The sequence below is a fragment of the Paenibacillus sp. OK076 genome (assembly GCF_900110055.1).
GTDB lineage: Bacteria > Bacillota > Bacilli > Paenibacillales > Paenibacillaceae > Paenibacillus.
In genome coordinates, this window is record NZ_FOCH01000002.1 from 837046 (window position 1) to 856723 (window position 19678).

The 19678-nt window shown below is 47.1% G+C and carries 14 protein-coding genes; 10 read left to right on the forward strand and 4 right to left on the reverse strand.

Going from position 1 to position 19678, the window contains the following annotated elements; translation table 11 throughout:
* Positions 1-102 precede the first annotated feature (102 nt).
* The 3 genes from BMY78_RS22410 to BMY78_RS22420 all read left to right on the forward strand — a co-directional run bounded on the left by BMY78_RS22410 (position 103) and on the right by BMY78_RS22420 (position 4377).
* Positions 103-1383, forward strand: coding sequence for a murein hydrolase activator EnvC family protein (locus BMY78_RS22410; protein WP_090903575.1), 1281 nt, complete (start codon positions 103-105; stop codon positions 1381-1383).
* A 134-nt stretch (positions 1384-1517) separates the two neighbouring features.
* On the forward strand, positions 1518-2987 hold the full coding sequence (locus BMY78_RS22415; protein ID WP_076287642.1) for a S41 family peptidase: 1470 nt from the start codon (positions 1518-1520) through the stop codon (positions 2985-2987).
* Positions 2988-3051: 64 nt separating this feature from the next.
* Positions 3052-4377 carry a PDZ domain-containing protein gene (locus BMY78_RS22420; RefSeq protein ID WP_090903576.1) on the forward strand — a complete coding sequence of 442 codons (1326 nt, stop codon included), beginning with the start codon at positions 3052-3054 and terminating at the stop codon, positions 4375-4377.
* Positions 4378-4429: 52 nt separating this feature from the next.
* On the opposite strand, the gene BMY78_RS22425 is transcribed toward BMY78_RS22420, so the two are convergent.
* Both BMY78_RS22425 and BMY78_RS22430 read right to left on the reverse strand, forming a co-directional pair.
* A complete protein-coding gene (locus BMY78_RS22425) occupies positions 4430-5119 on the reverse strand; it encodes a response regulator transcription factor (RefSeq protein WP_090903577.1) in 690 nt (229 codons plus the stop codon).
* Positions 5120-5138: 19 nt separating this feature from the next.
* Complete coding sequence (locus BMY78_RS22430; protein ID WP_090903578.1) at positions 5139-6413, reverse strand: sensor histidine kinase; 1275 nt, start codon at positions 6411-6413, stop codon at positions 5139-5141.
* 209 nt (positions 6414-6622) lie between these two features.
* Here BMY78_RS22430 and BMY78_RS22435 point away from each other — a divergent pair, with 209 nt between their 5' ends.
* From BMY78_RS22435 to BMY78_RS22460, 6 genes are all read left to right on the forward strand, one after another.
* Positions 6623-7558: an ABC transporter ATP-binding protein gene (locus tag BMY78_RS22435; protein WP_090903579.1), complete on the forward strand. Its 936-nt coding sequence runs from the start codon at positions 6623-6625 to the stop codon at positions 7556-7558.
* Positions 7559-7568: 10 nt separating this feature from the next.
* On the forward strand, positions 7569-8759 hold the full coding sequence (locus tag BMY78_RS22440; protein ID WP_090903580.1) for an ABC transporter permease: 1191 nt from the start codon (positions 7569-7571) through the stop codon (positions 8757-8759).
* Complete coding sequence (locus BMY78_RS22445; RefSeq protein WP_090903581.1) at positions 8752-9930, forward strand: ABC transporter permease; 1179 nt, start codon at positions 8752-8754, stop codon at positions 9928-9930. The genes BMY78_RS22440 and BMY78_RS22445 overlap by 8 nt, the downstream gene beginning before the upstream one ends.
* Positions 9931-10220: 290 nt before the next feature.
* The gene (locus BMY78_RS22450; RefSeq protein ID WP_090903582.1) at positions 10221-11918 is read left to right on the forward strand and encodes a molecular chaperone HscC; all 1698 of its coding nucleotides are present in this window, start codon (positions 10221-10223) and stop codon (positions 11916-11918) included.
* 7 nt (positions 11919-11925) lie between these two features.
* A complete protein-coding gene (locus tag BMY78_RS22455) occupies positions 11926-14715 on the forward strand; it encodes a J domain-containing protein (protein ID WP_090903583.1) in 2790 nt (929 codons plus the stop codon).
* 12 nt (positions 14716-14727) lie between these two features.
* Entirely contained in the window at positions 14728-15411 is a 684-nt protein-coding gene (locus tag BMY78_RS22460; RefSeq protein ID WP_090903584.1) for a DUF1266 domain-containing protein, read from the forward strand.
* Positions 15412-15544: 133 nt separating this feature from the next.
* Here BMY78_RS22460 and BMY78_RS22465 read toward each other — a convergent pair whose 3' ends face one another.
* On the reverse strand, positions 15545-16387 hold the full coding sequence (locus tag BMY78_RS22465; protein ID WP_090903585.1) for a flagellar motor protein MotB: 843 nt from the start codon (positions 16385-16387) through the stop codon (positions 15545-15547).
* Positions 16371-17168, reverse strand: coding sequence for a flagellar motor protein (locus BMY78_RS22470; RefSeq protein ID WP_090903586.1), 798 nt, complete (start codon positions 17166-17168; stop codon positions 16371-16373). Before BMY78_RS22470 ends, BMY78_RS22465 begins: the two co-directional genes overlap by 17 nt.
* A gap of 169 nt (positions 17169-17337) precedes the next feature.
* On the opposite strand from BMY78_RS22470, the gene uvrB reads away from it, so the two are divergent.
* Positions 17338-19329 (forward strand): excinuclease ABC subunit UvrB, encoded by a 1992-nt coding sequence (gene uvrB, locus BMY78_RS22475; protein WP_090903587.1) that lies wholly within the window; start codon positions 17338-17340, stop codon positions 19327-19329.
* Positions 19330-19678 lie beyond the last annotated feature (349 nt).

Here is a 19678-nt window from a genome sequence, read left to right on the forward strand (position 1 = left end):
GTAGTAAAGACGGAGTCTTTAGTGTAAGAAAGCAAAAGAACATGCTGTTCACCACCTGTGCAGGTTGCTTTCTTGTGAATTCATAGGATGGGGGATCACATTTTGAAAAAAACAGCTTCGCTGCTGGCCCTAACGTTATTGGCCAGTTTGACGCTTCAACCTTCTGACGGATATGCCAAGAGTAGCATTAGCGACATTGATCAGCAGATTCAGCAACTGGAGAGCAAGGCGGCTTCGGCCAAAAAGGAGCAGCAAAAGGCTGCCAGTAACAAAAAGGAAGCTCAACATTACAAGAACAAGACCAATGCTTACTTGAAAGTCGTCATGGAGCAGATCAATGTAGTTAGTGATGAGCTGGCAAACGTATCGTTGCAGATTGAAAATACGGAAGAGGATCTCCGGACAACGAAAAAAGATCTGCAGGCCGCAGAAGAACGTATCGTTGCAAGAGAAAAATTACTTGAATCGCGTGTAAGGCTGATGTATACAGACGGTGCCGTTTCTTATCTCGATGTGTTGCTAACTTCTACAAGCTTCTCTGATTTTCTGACTCGTGCCGATTCACTGAAAACGATTGTGGATCAGGACCAGCACTTGCTGGATGAACACAAAAAGGACAAGCAGCTCGTCGTGGACAAAAAAGCAGAACTCGATGTGCAATATGCAGAAGCCAAGAGTCTGTATGCACAGAAGAAACAGCGCAAGTCCCAGTTGAATGAGAAGGAGCAGGAGAAGCAGGTGCTTCTCGCTTCCTATGATGCTAAAATTGAAGAGTCGGAAGAGCTGACGCAAGAGCAGGAAGATGTATTGATGCAGATTGCCAGCAAACGTTCGGCCCTTCTGCAAGAGAAAAATAAATTGCGTGAGCAGCAAGCGGCGGCGGCTGCCAAAGCAAAAGCAGCAGCAGCTGCCCGTGCCGCGGCTGCTGCGAAGGCACCGACCAAGGTCAGCTCCAACAGCAGTAGCAGTACTTCATACTCAAGTGGTAACGGCATCTTTGGCATGCCAGTATCAGGTGCGCGTGTATCTTCCGGTTTTGGACCTCGTATTCACCCGATCACGGGTGAAGTGGGTAAATTGCACGCAGGTGTAGACTTTGCTGTTGCTCAAGGAACGTCCGTTCATGCCGCTTCTGGCGGGATCGTCATCATGGCTGAATGGTATAGCGGGTATGGTTACACCGTCATTGTTGACCATGGAGGCGGATTATGGACGCTATACGGTCATTTACGTGAAGGCGGATTTAAGGTTAGCAAGGGTGACACGGTAAGCCGTGGCGACATTATTGCTGAATCAGGCAATACAGGCAACTCCACTGGACCGCATTTGCATTTTGAAGTACGTGATAATGGAACAGCAGTGAATCCATTCAACTATTTGTAGTTTTTAGCCAACAGTTGGAATGGAACAAACATATTCCGTACAAGCTAGGCATATACTAAGCTGGCATGTTCAGGGAATGATTCACAGAACAATTGAATTTGACACGCTTCAATACTAAAGGCGGTGACAAACGGATGATGAAGAAAAGATCGGCCCTGCTGCTTGTCATTGTAGCCCTTCTCGGAGGCAGCCTGCTTACGCTGGTGCTGATGAGCTCTCCTGGCCTGGCACAGACGACACCTGGCGAAGGATTGCTCGCCAGCGTTACTGGCAGTTCGCAGCAGAAGAACGATTTGAAGAAGATTGAAACCGCGATGGATTTGATCTCAAGCAACTATTATAAAGACGTGGATCGAACCAAACTGATTGATGGTGCGATCAACGGCATGATGGAATCTCTTGGTGATCCGTACTCCAACTATATGGGACAGGAAACAGCAGCCCAGTTCGAGGAGTCGATTGAAGGTTCGTTTACCGGAATCGGCGCAGAGGTATCCTCACAGGATGGAAATGTGGTAGTGGTATCACCGATCAAAGGATCGCCTGCCGAGAAAGCGGGTATTCGCGCGAAAGACATGATCATGTCCGTGAATGGTGAATCCCTGCAAGGATTGGAACTGAACAAAGCCGTTAATAAAATCAGAGGTCCAAAAGGCAGTGAAGCGAAGGTACAGGTTAAACGTGCCGGATCTTCCGAGCTGATTGAATTTGTCATTGTGCGTGATGACATTGATCTGGAGACGGTGTACGCCCACATGGAGGATAATGGTGTTGGTGTGATTACAATCACCCAATTCTCGCTGAACACAGGAGATCGCTTTAAGGAAGAACTGGCGAAGCTGGAGAAGCAGAACATGAAGGGCTTGATCATTGATGTTCGTAATGACCCGGGTGGTGTTTTGCAGGTCGTTATTGATATTGCAGAGCAATTTGTTCCGAAAGGCAAAGTTATTGTTCAAGTCGAAGACAAGAACGGTAAAAAGGAACAAAGCAAATCGAACGGATCAGGTAAATCGTACCCCATTACGGTATTGATGAACAAGGGGAGCGCGAGTGCGTCGGAAATTTTGGCTGGTGCATTGCAACAGTCGGCAGGCGCAACGCTGGTTGGAGAAAACTCCTTTGGTAAAGGAACCGTACAGACGAGTTATGACAAACAGATGGGTGATGGCAGCTTGCTGAAAATCACCATCGCGAAATGGCTGACTCCGAACGGAGACTGGATTCATGAAAAAGGTATTAAACCGGATATCGCTGTGAACCAGCCGGATTACTTCTCGGTGGCACCAATCAACAAAGAAAAATTACCTTTGAAATACGACAGCAATAGCACGGATGTGAAAAGTGCGCAGACGATGCTGAGAGGACTTGACTTTAAGCCGGATCGTGTGGACGGATACTATGACCAGAAGACAGAAGAAGCGGTCAAAGCATTCCAGAAACAAAAAGGCATTCAGGCAACTGGCCAGATTGATGAGAAAACCGCGGAATCACTGGAAGCGGCTCTGATTGAACGCATTGCCAATCCTCAATATGATGCACAGCTGAAGCGCGCGATCGAAAATGTCTCAAAGGATATTTCGTCCGCAGTGTCGAAGCCATAAAGAAGGCTGATTTTCAGCCTTCTTTTTTTCTGAACCGGCTGAAGGAGAGGGGTGACCGTCCACAATGGAATGGGCTTGGCCATGGTTGACCACATTAGGAGAAGCATTGTTGCAGTTGTTTATTCAGCCGTTTTATTATATTGCGGTAATCTTGATTGCTCTCGTTTATCATCGTCAACTCTTACAGGAACGTAAATTGTTCCACGTTCGTCTGCAAAGCTCGATAACACAGACCATTCGTGCAGTACTTGGAGGTATTGTGATTGGTGTAATGGTCTCAATCGTGTCGCTGTTTCTTGGGGCACATCTTACACTGAGCAGCCTGATCTGTATTTGGGCAGCTACGTTATTCCTGGCATTATTCCGTATCCGATACTTATGTTTTGCTTATGCAGCAGGTTTGCTTGGCGTGTTGCAGTTTGGCTTAAATATGGCTTCGGGCTGGCACCCGGCAGGATGGGTAGGAAGTGTCACAGAAGCATTACGTGCGCTGGATATGCCTGCACTGCTTGTGCTCGCAGCTGTATTACATATCGGTGAAGCACTGATGGTACGCATGCAAGGGGTATCGATGGCATCGCCTTTGCTCTTCGAAGGTAAACGAGGCAAGCTCGTTGGAGGATACCAGTTGCAGCATTTCTGGCCAATTCCGTTACTGATTCTTGTTCCAGTTACGGGCGGGGCCGAATTGCCATGGACCGCTTGGATCAGCGGAGGGAATGGCTACATGCTGGTTGCGCTGCCGATTATGCTGGGATTTGGAGAAGTTACGCAAAGTATGCTCCCGGGGAAAAAAGTCCAGATTTCCGCAAAACGATTGCTGCTATATGGGACAGGGCTGCTTGTACTCAGCCTCCTGGCTGCGTGGTGGTCTCCACTCATGGTTGTCGCAGCATTGGCTGCTTTCATTGGGCATGAGTTCCTGGTGTGGTACAGCGGCTTTGAGGAGCAAAACCGCAGCCCGCTGTTTGTACACCCTGAGCACGGCTTGAAGGTGCTGGGCGTCATTCCTGATAGTCCTGCGGAAGAGCTGGGGATAGAAGCTGGGGAGACCTTGTACAAGGTGAATGGCGTATTGGTGCATTCGCCTGAGCAGTTACATCGCGCTTTGCGTATGAATCCGGCTTTTTGTAAGCTGGAGGTACGTAATCATCAGGGTGAGAGCAAGTTCATGCAACGGGCGATCTATGAAGGTGAGCATCATCAGCTCGGGGTGCTCATGGCCCCGGACAATCATGAAGCCTGGGCGCTCCGCTTGCGTCCGTTAACGCTGTTTCATATCGTAAGTCTTAAGTTGTTCGCACGACGTCGGAAAGATCAGCTAGATGTTGAGGCTCCACTGGCATTGCCACCCGCCCCGGCGGGGGAGCAAAGATCTGTAGAGATGTAATGACGAAAGGGTATTTCCTCCGCCTAATTAGGCGAGGGAAATACCCTTTTTGCTACTTTTTTAACATGAAAATGGCGATTTGAGTCCGATCACGCAAACTAAGCTTGCCAAGAATATCGGTAACATAGTTTTTGACCGTGCCCTCACTCAAGAATAGTTTTGCGGCAATTTCTTTATTGGACAGACCTTCTGATATAGCCTCTGCAACAGCCATTTCCATACGGGTTAGCCCGTAAGAGTCAATGGGTTCGTGTGTCTGAGGCGCTGCAGCAGGACGGAGTAGACTCGCGAGCTTACGAGCAATATCGGGATGAATCAACATGTCCCCGTTATGTACAGTCTTGATGCCCTGAATGATCCGGTCAGGGGGCACGTTTTTGAGCAAATAACCGCTTGCTCCGTTTTGCAAAGCCTGGATGATGTACTCATCATCGTCAAACGTGGTAAGCATCAGTACACGCACGTCAGGGAAGTTTGCCTTAATGATTCGGGTGCCTTCAACTCCGTCACAATCTGGCATGCGAATATCCATAAGTACAACGTCGGCAATTGTCCCTGACTCCAACAGTTCCAAAGCTTCTCGTCCGTTTGAAGCTGTACCTGTAACGTTAATACCAGGATCGAGTCCGAGAAGGACTTTGAGACTTTCACGGATAAAGGAATCATCATCCGCAAGCATCAGCCGAATGGACTGAGGTTGGACAGAATGGCTCGAGTTATTTATTTCATTCAGGTCAGACATGAGCAAATCACTTCCTTTTTCAGATCAGTTCAGCTTTGTTCGTCATGGGCAGGTGTGTAATCACCGTATAGGGATAGTCCGACTTGATCTCCAGTTTCCCACCAACCAATTGTGTGCGTAGGCGCATTCCTTCAAGTCCCATGCCGAGTCCTGTAGACTCTGCCTTTAAGTCCGGTTTAGCACGAGATCCTTCATGTCTTCCTTTCGTTTGTTCGTTGGTGGAAAGGGTGTGAATCTTCCCATCGTTGCTGATGGACATACAGATCTCTCTTTCCCCAAATTCCAGTTCCACACTAATCGTAGTGGCATTACCATGACGGAGTGCATTGGTCACGGCCTCTTTGGCATTTTTGTACAAGACAATCTGCATACTGGGATAAAGTACATGTGAATGCCCACGAACTTTGTAACTCGTCTTCACACCCGTTTCCCTTCCAACGTCTTCAAGCAGACGATCTAATGCGTAGGCATCGGATATATAAGAGTCAGGCCGCAACTTGTGAAGCGTGGTCCGCATGTCATCCATACTGGCGGCCAATTGATCCCGAATCTGTCTCACCATTTCCGTGCCCTGTTCTGGATGTATAGGGAGGGTGAGGAGGGCTGCCTCAGACATCATTTTGGTGCGAATCAGGCGATGACCAATATCATCATGAAGCTGCCTGGATATCCGGGTACGTTCCTCAACCTGTGCCGCTCCTTCAAGCTGCTTCGTGAATTGCAGCAATTGTTCGCGTGTCTCCTGAAGCTCGTAATGTTTACTTCGCAGCTCATCGTACACCTGTTCAAGCTGCCCACGGCTGCTCGCGCTTTTAGACCCCTGCCATGAGAGTGTTGCGGTGATGAGCAGGAGCAAGTTACCTGCAACCCGAGCCATTGTCTCTTGGGTGAAGCTAAAAGGAATGGCTGTATTTGTGTGAAGTGTAAGCCATGCATGAAGCTCCTGTGGTGGGGCGTAATACCAATGTAGCGCAATATTGCTGGCGATAAGCTGAATGGCGAGCATTAACCAACGCTGGGTCCTATCCAGTCTGTACATATATACATAAAGCGCAGATAAGGAGAGGAAAAACATAAATGGGCCGTATAGAGCGATCAACCAGCAGCTGAAGAGGATTTCGGCTGCGAGAAGAAAACTCTGCATACCTGAACGGGAGAAGTCTTTCCACACCGTGAGTCCTAGCGCAATGATAATATACAGAGTATAGCTATCTTCTTGTTCCAGGGGTAGCACCAGAATGTACAGGACCGCAGGAACTATGAGTAAACCATATTGCAGCAACCGCATCGGCATATGTCAGAGACATCCTTTATTTTAGAAGTGAAGGTATACCTTCCGGTAATGTATGTCGATTATATCATAGGCAGTTTTCCCAACCGAAGATGACTTAAGTCACCTTTGTTTCATGACCTTTCGTACCTTCGCAGAAGATCACAATTCGTTACAATACAGATATGAAAATCCAGTCGCAGGAAGCTGGACGGAAGAGGAGTGTATAATCTATGGCTATGCTTGAAGTGGATCACGTCGTGAAACGATACGGTAGCAAGCTGTCAGTGGATCATTTAAATCTGAGTGTCGGTAAAGGTGAAATTTTTGGATTGCTTGGACCCAATGGAGCTGGGAAAAGTACTACCATTAGCATGATTGCTGGTCTTTTAAATATGGATCAGGGTGAAATTCGGTTGGATGGCATATCAGTCAAGGAGCGGCCGCTTGAAGTAAAACGCAAAATCGGGCTGGTACCACAGGATCTGGCTCTATACGAAACGATGACCGCTGCGGAGAATGTCACTTTTTTTGCCCGACTATATGGACTCCGTGGAAAAATGCTTAAAGAAAGAGTGCAGGAATCCCTCGAATTTGTAGGTTTGCAGGACAAAGCGAAGGATGCCCCATCCACTTTCTCTGGCGGTATGAAACGCAGGCTGAACATTGCGTGTGCCATTATGCATCGGCCGGATTTAATCATTATGGATGAACCAACAGTGGGCATTGACCCGCAATCACGGAATCATATTTTGGAGTCGGTCCGTACGCTTAATCAGATGGGGTCAACCATTATTTATACAAGTCATTACATGGAGGAAGTTGCTGCAATCAGTCACCGGGTAGCGATTATGGATCAGGGGCATATCATTGCCTGTGGCACCGAAGCAGAGCTGAGAGAACGAGTTGCATCTGAGGAAAAAATAGTGCTCACCACTTCGGGCATTGGTCCCGATGTTGTGGAGGAGTTAAAACTTCATCCCCGTGTGCGAACGGTAGAAGTATCAGATGATACATTGACCGTTACGCTGCCTTCTGCACAGCAGGACCTACAGGATATGCTCTTCATTTGCAGCAAACATGAAATCTCCATTCAATCGCTCAAGGTCGAAGAGCCTGATCTGGAAACGCTCTTCCTCAATCTGACCGGACGTACGCTTCGGGACTAGGAGGATTCAGATGAACATATGGCATATTTGCATCTTTGAGTTAAGACGGATTCTGAGAATTCGCTCGGTTCTGCTGAATCTATTTATTCTGCCGCTGCTGCTCATCTTTATATTGGGTACTGCACTTTCCAGTACAATGGGAACGGCAAAAGAAGCCATTCCTGACCCGGTGAGAGTAGGGATCATTCAAACTGAAAAAAATTCCGGTTCGGATGCGATCAGCGAAGCTTTAAATACATTTGTGACATCTTTGGCAGTAAGCGAAATGATGAAGGTACAGAACGTACCTACGGAAAAAGAGGCTGTAAGTGCACTGCGACGTGGTGATCTGGATTTTGCTGTAATCGTCCCATCAGATCTGGAAGAGCAGGTCATGAAGGGGGAAGAGGCAAGGTTACAATGGATACTGGGGAAAGACGGAACACTCAATGTTATAGGTGAAACTTTGTTTACGCGGTTCACGGATGAACTGAACAGACAGGTCGCTGCGGCGAAAGTGTTAGGTCCTGATGCAGCAGCTGCAATGGCTGAGCATTCGCAGACCCATAGTTCGAGCTCTTCATATATAGCCGTCAGCAGTCCCGGAGAAGTGGGCACCTCTTATAGTGCTTCACAATATTATGCGGCTTCCATGCTCGCCATGTTCATGCTTTACTCAGGCATGACAACTAGCAACAGTCTGTTTGGTGAGAGAGACAAAAAAACGCTAACTCGCTTACAGGCAGCTCCAATCGGCAATGGGGTCATTTTTGCAGGGAAAATTGCAGGCAACAGCCTGATTGCTTTCTCGCAGGCCATCATCATCGTATTGATGACACATTGGTTATATGGTGTGAACTGGGGCACACATCCCTGGCTGATTGTTCTGATCTGTGTGCTAATTACGCTGGCTTCCATGACTCTCGGTGTGATCGTTGCCCTACTTTTCAAGAATGCCGCATCCGCAAGCGCCGCTCTTCAAGGCATCATTATTGCCATGACGTTTATTAGCGGTGGATTTACACCCATTGCCGTTGGTTTTGTACAGCGAATAAGCGAATTTACGGTGAATCACTGGGCTCTGCAAAGTTTTCTGCGAATGATGCTGAACGCTCCCGTAAGTGAGATTATGTATAGCATCATGATGCTTGGTGCGGTATGTACGGTAATGGTGACGGCAGCGGGACTGATCTATAGAAAGGCGGGATATCGGTATGAATAGCCTCAATATTGCCTTGCTGATGATCAGGCGCACGATATTGCGCAAACGCGGCTTTATCACGTTTTTTCTTCTTCCTTGCCTTGTCGTCACAGGAACAATTGCGCTGTTTGGGAGCGAGGAGGGAACGCGTGCGGTCATTCCTTATGTAAACGAGGATCAGGGTCCAGCAGGAGCATGGATCTTGAATGAGCTTGGCCGCAAAGAGGAATATCTGCTCAAACCCATGAAAACCGTTGTGGAAGTTAATGAAGCCATCGCGCAGCAAACGGGGAGTTCAGGACTCGTTATCCCGACGCATTACACGGACGATCTACTGCAAGACAAACAGCCTGAAGTCCAACTGGTAGAACTTCGTGTCAGAGAAAGCTCTTATACGCTGAGAGCTGCGGTTGAAGGTTTGGCGGCGGGATTGAATCAATCTGCTTCGGCAGTACTGGCAGCAACAGATGCGGCATCGGGTGAGATTCCTGATCCAGCTCTGGCAGAAGCAAAATTGAAAGAGTTGTTACTTGAACTTGGCAAACATCAAATTTCGGGTGAAGCAACGGAGCTTCAGATGTATCCCAAACCGGGTCTGAACAATGTCACAGGTTTTACGATCATGTTCATGATGGGGCTGCTGACCAGTACAGTTGCTGTTATTATGGAAGACCGCAGGCAGCGGACGATGGCAAGAGTCTACACGGCGCCAGTCCGGGCTTATGAAATTGCACTGGGCAATTTTTTTGGGAGTTTTGCAATCGGTTTGATCCAAATTGTTTTGGTGCTGGGGATTAGCAGATGGGTGCTTCATTATGATGCGGGGATCCCATTTGGCATTCACCTTCTCATTCTGGCCGCATTTATGCTGGTCTCCATGGGGATTGCAAGTACGGTTGCCGGCTTGATTCGTGAATCGAAAAATGCAACCATGCTGAATTCACTGATTATTACACCGACGTGTATGATTGGTGGCTGCTTCTGGCCGCTGTCGATCATGCCGGATTATATGCAAAAACTCGCCAATTTTGTTCCGCAGAAATGGGCGATTCAAGCGGTGGAAACGATCTCTGCAGGTGGTACGTTGTCGGATATTACACTGCCGCTGCTGATATTATTTGGCATGGCAGCCATTTTGCTGACGGTGGGTTCTGCGATTCTTCGTCCCAGCCAGCCGGGGGTGAATGCATAACTTACAGGAGTAACGCTTAATAAATGAGCCGGATGCACAATTATGCATCCGGCTTTTTGAGCTGCCATAAGGCATGGAGCGTGCCGATTTCTGTTTCGTGTAATTGCTGGGGAAGAATCAGTGAAGTTATACCTATGTCCTGGTGCTACTCATATGTGATAAATTGATCGTTAGAACTATAGAAAGATTGAGATTTCAAAGATTGGCCTAACATGCCATCACATAACAACAAGGCATGTGGATTTATTCTATGCATGATTAGATTGTAATTAGAAAGAAGGTATACGTTAATGACAATTATTGGTATTGATTTGGGGACAACGAACAGCCTTGTATCTTGCTGGATGAATGGAGAATCGGTTATTATTCCGAATGCCCTGGGTAATCGTTTGACGCCTTCAGTTGTCAGCGTGGATGACAATGGAGAGGTACTGGTAGGAGAAGTGGCCAAGGAGCGAATGATCACGCATCCTGAGCGTACAGCATCCGTTTTCAAAAGATACATGGGTACTGGAAGAACCTTTAGTTTGGGTACATATCGATTTTTACCGGAGGAACTTTCGGCGTTTGTTTTGAAATCACTCAAAGCGGATGCAGAAGCTTTTCTGGGAGAAGTAGTGACAGAAGCTGTCATCAGCGTGCCAGCATATTTCAATGATGCTCAACGAAAGGCAACTCAGCGTGCAGGTGAGCTTGCCGGCATTAAGGTGGAACGCCTTCTTAGTGAACCGACTGCGGCAGCCATTGCTTATGGTTTGCATCAACAGCAATCTGAAACCAAGTTTTTGGTATTTGATCTGGGTGGAGGTACATTTGATGTATCCGTCTTGGAGCTGTTTGATCAGATTATGGAAGTAAAATCGGTTGCTGGGGATAACTTTCTGGGTGGTGAAGATTTCACACGTCTGCTCGCGGATTTGTTTGCGTTGGAGCATCAGATTCAGCAAGATACCTTGTCAGCCAAAGAGCAGTCGGCATTATGGAAGCAGGCAGAGTTGTGTAAGCGGGCATTAAGCGATGGACGTGAGGGTGCAATGTCCCTGACTTTTGAAAAAGGGTTGAAAGAGTTTGGTATAGATCGTTCCAGTTTCGATCAGGCGGCGAAGCCATTGCTGGCACGTCTGCAAAAACCGGTTGAACGGGCACTGCGTGATGCTTCAGTTAAACTAAGTGAATTGGATGCAGTAATCCTCGTGGGAGGAGCTACTCGCATGCCACTTATTTATTCATTTACTGGCAAGCTGTTTGGTAGATTGCCTGCCAATCACTTGCATCCCGATGAAGCTGTTGCGCTAGGTGTCGGCATTCAGGCGGCAATGAAATCGCGCCATGAAGATTTACAGGAAGTCATCCTGACGGATGTATGTCCATATACATTGGGGACTTCGGTTTCCGTATCACTCGGAAATGGACGATACGAATCCGGGATGTTTTCCCCAATTATCGAACGAAATACAGTGATTCCGGTCAGTAGAGTGGAACGTTACTACACGATAGACGATAATCAGACCTCTCTTACTGCGGACATTTACCAAGGTGAGAGCCGCGTGGCCAAAAACAACGTGAAGCTTGGGGATCTGGCCATCTCAATACCTCCAGCTCCTGGAGGAGAGCAAGCTGTGGATATCCGGTTCACGTATGACATTAACGGCATCCTTGAAGTGGAAGTCACAGCGGTTGGAACGGGAGAGAAGAAGGTAGCGATCATTCAGGCGAAGGAAACTGAGTTGTCCAAGGAGGAGATTATCGAACGTTTCAAAGCGTTGGAGGCTATCAAGATTCATCCCCGGGAACGGATGGAGAATCGCTTGCTTTTGGCTCGGGGAGAACGAATGTATGAAGAATCGCTGTCTGAGCATCGGGAAATCATCGCCAAGGCCATGCTTGGATATGAAGAGACCCTTAAACGTCAGGATGACAAGGAAATCAAGAAAGAAGCTGAGAAGTTGAAGGAAGTGCTGGATCAAATCGAAAAAGTTTGGGGGTGATTCGTGAATGGACTTCTGGGCGCGATTAGAACTCGAGCCGACGCAGGATGTGAGGGTTATCAAACGAGCTTATGCCAAGCAACTTCGGATGACTCATCCGGAAGATGATCCGGACGGTTTTCAGTTACTTCGATCCGCTTATGAACAAGCACTCAAGGCTGCTAAAGAGCTTGAGAAAGAGGGCTTTCTGTTAAGTGATCGAGATCAGATTGAACTGAGACCCGTGCATAGGCAGGAAATAAGACATGATGAGGATAGACAAACTGAACAACTAAATAACTTGGATCGGGAGACTTTGATCGAAGTTGATGCCAAGCATGATATTGAAAATCAGGAATGGTTGCAGGAGAATGAGGCTGATGTTAAACCAGTGTATCCCTCCATAGAACAAGAGCACTGGGTGCCTCCGTCTTGGATTGAAGTCTCTGCTCCTGCAGAAGATCTAAGTGCTACTGTTTTACCGCTGAATAGAGCGAATTGGGTATCTCCATCGTGGATGGAGGCATTATCGCTTGAAGGTTCCAGAGACCTGAGCGATTCAGTGTTGCTGCTGGCTCAGGCACGAGGTATTCTGGAGGATATTTTTAGGCGCCCAGAAATCACTGTTTGGGAAGAATGGACACAGAGAGAGGAGCTATGGCGGCTCGATGTGAAATATCACACCGGAACTGAATTGCTGCAGATTCTGGTGGAATATCCTTATATGCCGAAAGCAATCTGGCGCATATTAAATGAATTCTTCGGATGGACGGAGCGTCAGGATGAATTAAGAGCGTTGTTATCGGATGAAATTGCTGATCGTCCTACTCTAGAGCTGGAACGTGCTTGGGAATTGCGTTACGACACGTTTGATCCTGAACAAGAAGTGGATTATGAAACGTTCATACGGTACCGGGATACTGTATTTCAAAGGATGTTACAGGGGGAGTGGAGACAAGTCAGTCCCCATATTGACGCTGCGATGGAGTTATATGCAGACGATCCCGATATGCTTCTGTTGGCAGGCAAATTTCGTCTGTGGAATCGAGAGGAAATGGCTGCAGAGATGTTGTTTGAACGACTGATTGAACTGGTTCCTGAATCTATAGACGGATTGCTTCACCGTGCAAGATTGTTGGAAAATGCGGGACATCTTGAGCTGTCCGTCAATTTGTACAATAAGATTCTGGAGCTTCATCCCAATCATCTGGATGCCTTAAATGGACTTGCGAGATATCATCAACATCACGGAGATGACGCCAAGGCAATCCATCTATTGCAACGGATTGTCTCCATTCATCCGTTTGATTTTGAAGCACAGATTGCTTTGATAGAATTAAATCTGGCTTTAGTTGAGGCGCAGAAGAAAACGGCAGAGGATGAGAAGGATTGGAGTGCTCGCAAAGAGCTTCAACGTCTGGTTGCCCTAAGTTATGTCGAAATGGATGAAGATGAACAGCTTCTTCGATATATGGCCGAAATTCACATGGCGGATAAGCTCGATGAAGGTTTATATGTATTGTGGGCGCAGGCATGCATTCGGATGGAGAAAAATGAGGAAGCGCTGGAGATCCTAAAAAATGCGGAAATGGCAGCAATCGAAGCGGAAGGCGATATTTTTGCAATCCTTTTTGAACGCGGTCAGTTGCATCTCGAAATGGGAAACAGCCCAGAGGCAATACTTGATCTGGATAAATCGACCCAGTTGAATCCTTCCCATGCAGGGGCGTGGCACTCTCTTGCGATTGCACATCATCGCCAGGAACAAAACATGAAATGTATTTATTTTTCAGATAAGGCCATTGAACTTGATCCTCACGTATATGCATACCGATCATTAAGGGCATTTTGTTACTATATTAACGGAAGATATGAAGAAGCGTTGGTTGACTATGAGCATGTTACACTTGATGATTCGGATCACACGATGGACTGGTTTCGCAAGGGCTTCTCACATCTGAAAAGGCAGCAATATGCCGAAGCGCTCCAATCACTTAAAGTATCACAAACATTTGGGTGCTCTACAAACACACCCTATTATTTGGCGGTTGCTCATGCAAGATTGGGGGAGGGCGTTCAGGCGCTGGAGGAAGTTAGAACATTTCGCAGGGAAAATCCTGAAGATCCGGACGGTCCTCTGCTTGAAGGGGATATTTTGCGTGAGCAAGGAAGGGTTAACGAGGCACTGAATGTGTACAGGAATGGCCTGAACGAAAACCCCGGCACATATGAACTGATCAGAATGGTAATTGTTTGCGTCATGGAGTCCGATGTTCAAAAACGAGATGATATATTGAATCGGCTGGCTGAAGAGATGTCTAACTTCGATTCGATTCAGCTGTGGGGAATACTCTTCATAACACGCTATCATGTGGAAAGTCATTCTTGGGAGCGAGCCCTTTCTTGGGTTGAGGTTTATATAGACGGAGAACCATCAGAGAATATTGATCCTCATATTTGGTTGTACGCGGGGATTGCTGCTTACCGTATGGGGGATTTGAATCAGGCGCTGCTTGATCTCGACAAAGCGTATCGTGGAGGGCTTGAAGGTGATGTATGCAGTTACCTGAGCATGGTCTATTACGATATCGGAAATATGGATCGTGCGCGTATTTATGCCGAAAAAGCAGTTCGTGAACAGCCGGAACATCCAGACTACGTTCTGAGATGGGAAGCTATCGTTGCCCGTGCAGAACAGCGAGGACTTCCATTTTGGAGAAGATTGAGAAAATCAAAACCGGCGTATGAACTGTGGCCATCCAGGTTACCGCTTCAACATCTGATGCCTGATGACGTCGTGAGTTTACATTTTGTATAAGGAGGCACTGCGTTGAGAGGACACCATGCGACAGAATCCTCGTCTATACATCGTGTTACGGACAAAGAACTTTGGTTTCGTGGCATGGCTGCTATACTTAACGAAATCATCGATCTGGATATTAACAATGATTATGAGTATCATGCAGATGAAGAACAACGAGAAAAATTTTGCACCAAATTAGAGGAAAACTGGGAAATTCATGACAGGAAGAGTTTGATGTCTTCACTGGATTGGATTCGGAACGAAGGATATCGTATATCATTTGATGAGAAGCGGACTTTCTTGAGTACAATGTCTGAAAAGGATCAGGGGAATTATATGAACTCACTGGATCCAGATACAGGGAAATATCACGAATATCTGGTGGTTAAAACATATATGCACAAATTACCAGCCGAAGGAGTTGCAGCGTGGGACTGGGGATGTTATGCGAACCTGTGTCGACAAAGCGCCCATGTGGGTTATATAACTGAAACTGAATCAGAACAGCTGGTTTTACAGGCGGCATTAGACGCACAATCCGCGTATACGTCCTGGAAGGCCTACACGGTGGCTTTTATGGCAGGGAGGCTATACTGGCTTGAAAAAACCGATGAATCGGTTGTAAAGCGGCAAATGAATTATCTACAGAATCTGTTTGTTCATCCAAACAGCATCTATAAAAAGATAGATTGGAATCTTTCGTTACAATAGCCTTCTGTTATGAAATTGATATTCATACGTTGGAAAAAGAAAAGCACGATCTTGCTCAGGTTCTGAGACAGATCGTGCTTCTTTTATAAAAATATGAAGTGATGAACTAATCCTGGATTGGAAATTACAGTTATTATGGCTGGAGTTGCCGCAACACGGTAATTTCTACACGGCGGTTCTTTTGCCGTCCAGCCGCCGTGGTATTGTCACTGGTTGGGCGGGTATCCGCGTATCCGGCATATTGAAAACCGTCAGGATCAAGCTTTTCTTTATCGAGAAAAAATCGCAATACAGACAGTGCACGTGCACCGGAAAGCTCCCAATTGTCTTTATAGGTAGCGTTTGCCCCGACAGGAACGTTGTCCGTATGTCCTTCAATGCTGACAACTGTGCTCAGGTCACGGAACAGGCTTGCCAATTTGCTTAGTGTGGGTGAAGCATCACTTTTGAGTGCAGCTTTTCCCTGATCAAACAGGAAGCGGTCACTGAGTGTGATAGAGATGCCTTGCGGCTTGTCTGCAACAAAAATCTGATTTTCCAGTTTATTGTCCTCGATATACTGGGTAATCACATTGAACAGATTTTGCAGCTCCTGCTCCTGTGATCTGAATTGCTCTTCCCGCTCCGTAAGTGGCTGATCTTCATCATCTGGCTTGCCTGTTTCGGAGTCGGAAGAGGATCCTTCGCCTTCTCCAGGGTCTTCGCCCTGAATCTGGGAAGGTGGATTTTTGGTAATGGCTTGTCCAGCTGTACCACCAATGCCTTCACCTTGATCAAGCAGGGAGTTGGATTGGTTGAAAGTATTTTGCAACGATTGAGTAACCACATCGTATTTGCCAGAATCCAGATTGCTCATGGCATACATGATCACAAAAAAGATCAGCAGCAGGGTAATGAGATCGGCATAGGTAATCATCCAGCGATCTCGATGATCTCCAGGTTCACGTTTTCCGCGCCGTTTACTGCGCCGACTCATCCAATCCCTCCTTCACTACAGGACGTGTGATCTGGCGGTGAGAGAGTGTGAAGGACTCCAGCCGTTTACGCACAAGCTGAGGGTTCTCCCCGTTCTGAATGGATAGTACGCCCTCGAGCAGCATTTCCATCGTCTGAATTTCGTCTGCTCCACGGGATTTGATTTTGGAAGCAATGGGTAAAAAGATAAGATTGGCACTGGCGACCCCGTAAAGGGTTGCGGTAAAAGCAACAGCAATGGCTGGTCCGAGTCCGGTAGGATCGGTCAGACTGCCAAGTACCTGAATAAGTCCCATCACGGTACCAATGATACCCATCGTTGGAGCATAACCGCCTGCTGATTCAAAAATTTTGGCATAACCTTCATATTTTTGTTCGACGGAATCAATTTCCATCTCCATGATCTGGCGAACAACATCCTGATCTGTGCCATCGACAACCATCTGAATACCATCTTGTAAAAATGGATGCGGATGGTACATCACTTTTCGTTCCAGTGCAAGCACGCCTGAGCGGCGAGCAATTGAAGACATATCTACAAGTTCTTCAACCCACTGGCTTGAGTCATTGTTGTTACGCCCAAAGGCCATGCGGAGGGCAGCAGGAATCGTACGCAGCCGATGTGCAGGGAAACTGGCAACAACTGCGGCAATTGTTCCACCAAATACAATTAGAGCAGCGGTCTTTTGCATCAGACCGGATAATTGGCCACCTTCCCATAAAAAACCACTAATGACTGCGGCAATCCCGGCAATAATGCCGATAAGTGTCGCAATATCCATAAATTAACCCACTCCTATCTTTAGTTCGCGATTGCATCACTTGCACAGACGAGGTATAATTAAACGGGAACAAATATTCCTATTACTATAAGTTTTCCCATATGTAAATTCGGGGAACTTCGACAATATATAGTGACTATTATTTTAGACGATAGGGTGAGATACGGCAATGAGCGATATTATAATGAGCGACAAAACGTTCGAAATCGAGTCAGAGTTTTCTCCCCAAGGTGATCAGCCTGTAGCCATTGAAGAATTGGTGAAGGGTGTTCAGGAGGGGAAGAGATATCAGACGCTACTGGGTGCAACCGGTACGGGTAAGACGTTTACCATTGCACAGACGATTGCCAAGCTGCAACGTCCCACGCTGATTATTGCCCACAATAAAACGCTGGCAGCACAGCTTGCAAGTGAGTTCAAAGACTTTTTTCCAAATAATATGGTTGAGTATTTTGTCAGTTACTACGATTACTTTCAGCCAGAAGCCTATATTCCTTCCTCGGATACGTATATCGAGAAGGATTCAAGTATCAATGAAGAGATCGATAAATTGCGCCATGCGGCTACGAGTTCATTGTTCGAACGCAGAGATGTCATTATTGTAGCGAGTGTATCCTGCATCTATGGTTTGGGTTCGCCGCATTCGTATTCGAGCATGCTTCTGTCCCTGCGGGTAGGAATGGAGAAACCACGCAATCAGATTTTGTCTCGTCTGGTAGAGATTCAGTATCAGCGCAATGATATTAACTTTGTGCGTGGCACGTTCCGCGTTCGCGGAGACGTTATCGAAATTTTCCCGGCATCAAAGGGTGAACATGCGATTCGGGTGGAATTGTTCGGTGATGAGATTGAGAAAATTACGGAGATTGACGTGTTAACCGGAGAACTGGTTGGCGAACGTGAACATATCGCCATATTCCCGGCATCTCACTTCGTAACCCAAGAAGAGACGATGCGCGTCGCGTTGGTGAACATTGAGCGTGAACTGGAAGAGCGTCTTGAAGTGCTGAGAGAACAGGGGAAATTGCTGGAGGCTCAGCGACTGGAGCAACGTACACGTTACGATATCGAGATGATGAAGGAAGTCGGGTTCTGTTCAGGGATTGAGAACTATTCCGGACCACTGACGTTCCGTGAACGTGGCGATACACCTTACACACTGATGGACTATTTCCCGGATGACATGTTGATTGTGGTCGATGAGTCCCACGTGACGCTGCCACAGATCCGTGCAATGTATAACGGTGACCAAGCACGGAAGACTGTACTGGTTGACCACGGATTCCGTCTGCCATCTGCGTTGGATAACCGTCCGCTCAAATTCGAAGAGTTCGAAGAAAAGATGAATCAGATCATCTATGTATCCGCGACACCGGGTCCTTACGAAATAGAGCATACGGATACGATGGTACAACAGATCATTCGTCCAACCGGTCTGCTTGATCCAATTATTGAACTGCGCCCAACGAAGGGACAGATCGATGATCTGATCGGTGAGATTAACGACCGGATTGCGAAAGACGAGCGGGTCCTGATCACAACATTAACGAAGAAGATGTCCGAGGATTTAACAGATTATCTGAAGGAGATTGGAATCAAGGTACGTTATTTGCACTCCGAGATCAAGACGTTGGAGCGTATGGCGATCCTGCGTGATCTAAGGCTGGGTACGTTCCATGTGCTGATCGGAATCAACTTACTCCGGGAAGGTCTCGATCTTCCTGAAGTTTCTCTGGTAGCCATTTTGGATGCCGACAAAGAAGGCTTCCTGCGCTCGGAACGCTCACTGATCCAAACGATTGGTCGGGCAGCGCGGAACAGCGAAGGTAGAGTCATTCTGTATGGTGACAAAGTGACGGATTCCATGGATAAGGCGATTAAGGAAACAGAACGCCGTCGTGCAATCCAGATTGAATATAACGAAAAACATGGCATTACACCACAGACGATTCGTAAAAAAGTGCGTGATGTGATTGAAGCAACCAAAGTTGCCGAATCCAAGAAAGATTATCTTACAGGCGCTGCCGAGAAGATGTCGAAGAAGGAACGTCAGTCACTTATTCAGCGCCTAGAGGCAGAGATGAAAGACGCAGCCAAAAACCTGCAGTTTGAGCGTGCTGCTGAACTTCGTGATGCATTGCTGGAACTGCGCGCAGAATAGCTTATTAAGTAGACTGTAGAGATATAAGATAAAGGCACAGTTAATGAATGTGTCGCAACAAGGATAGATCTGCAACAAGAGAACGGCCGGGTGGCCGTTCTCTTGTTGAGTCAGGAAATCAGTGATATCTACCGATAATTAGATATGTTGAAAACGTAAAATCAGGTCTATACTGATAGAAAAGTTGAAATTGGTTAAAAGGTTTATAGGGAAAACATTTGGAAGTCGTGTACTCGGGAGCCGAGCCGAAGGGAATGGCGACCATCGCGAACGAGGCGAAGCTGTGAGCGCCCTCTCGTGGTAGAGCGGCCGTCCAAGAGACCGGCGATCGGCCGGGATCTTGGACGAA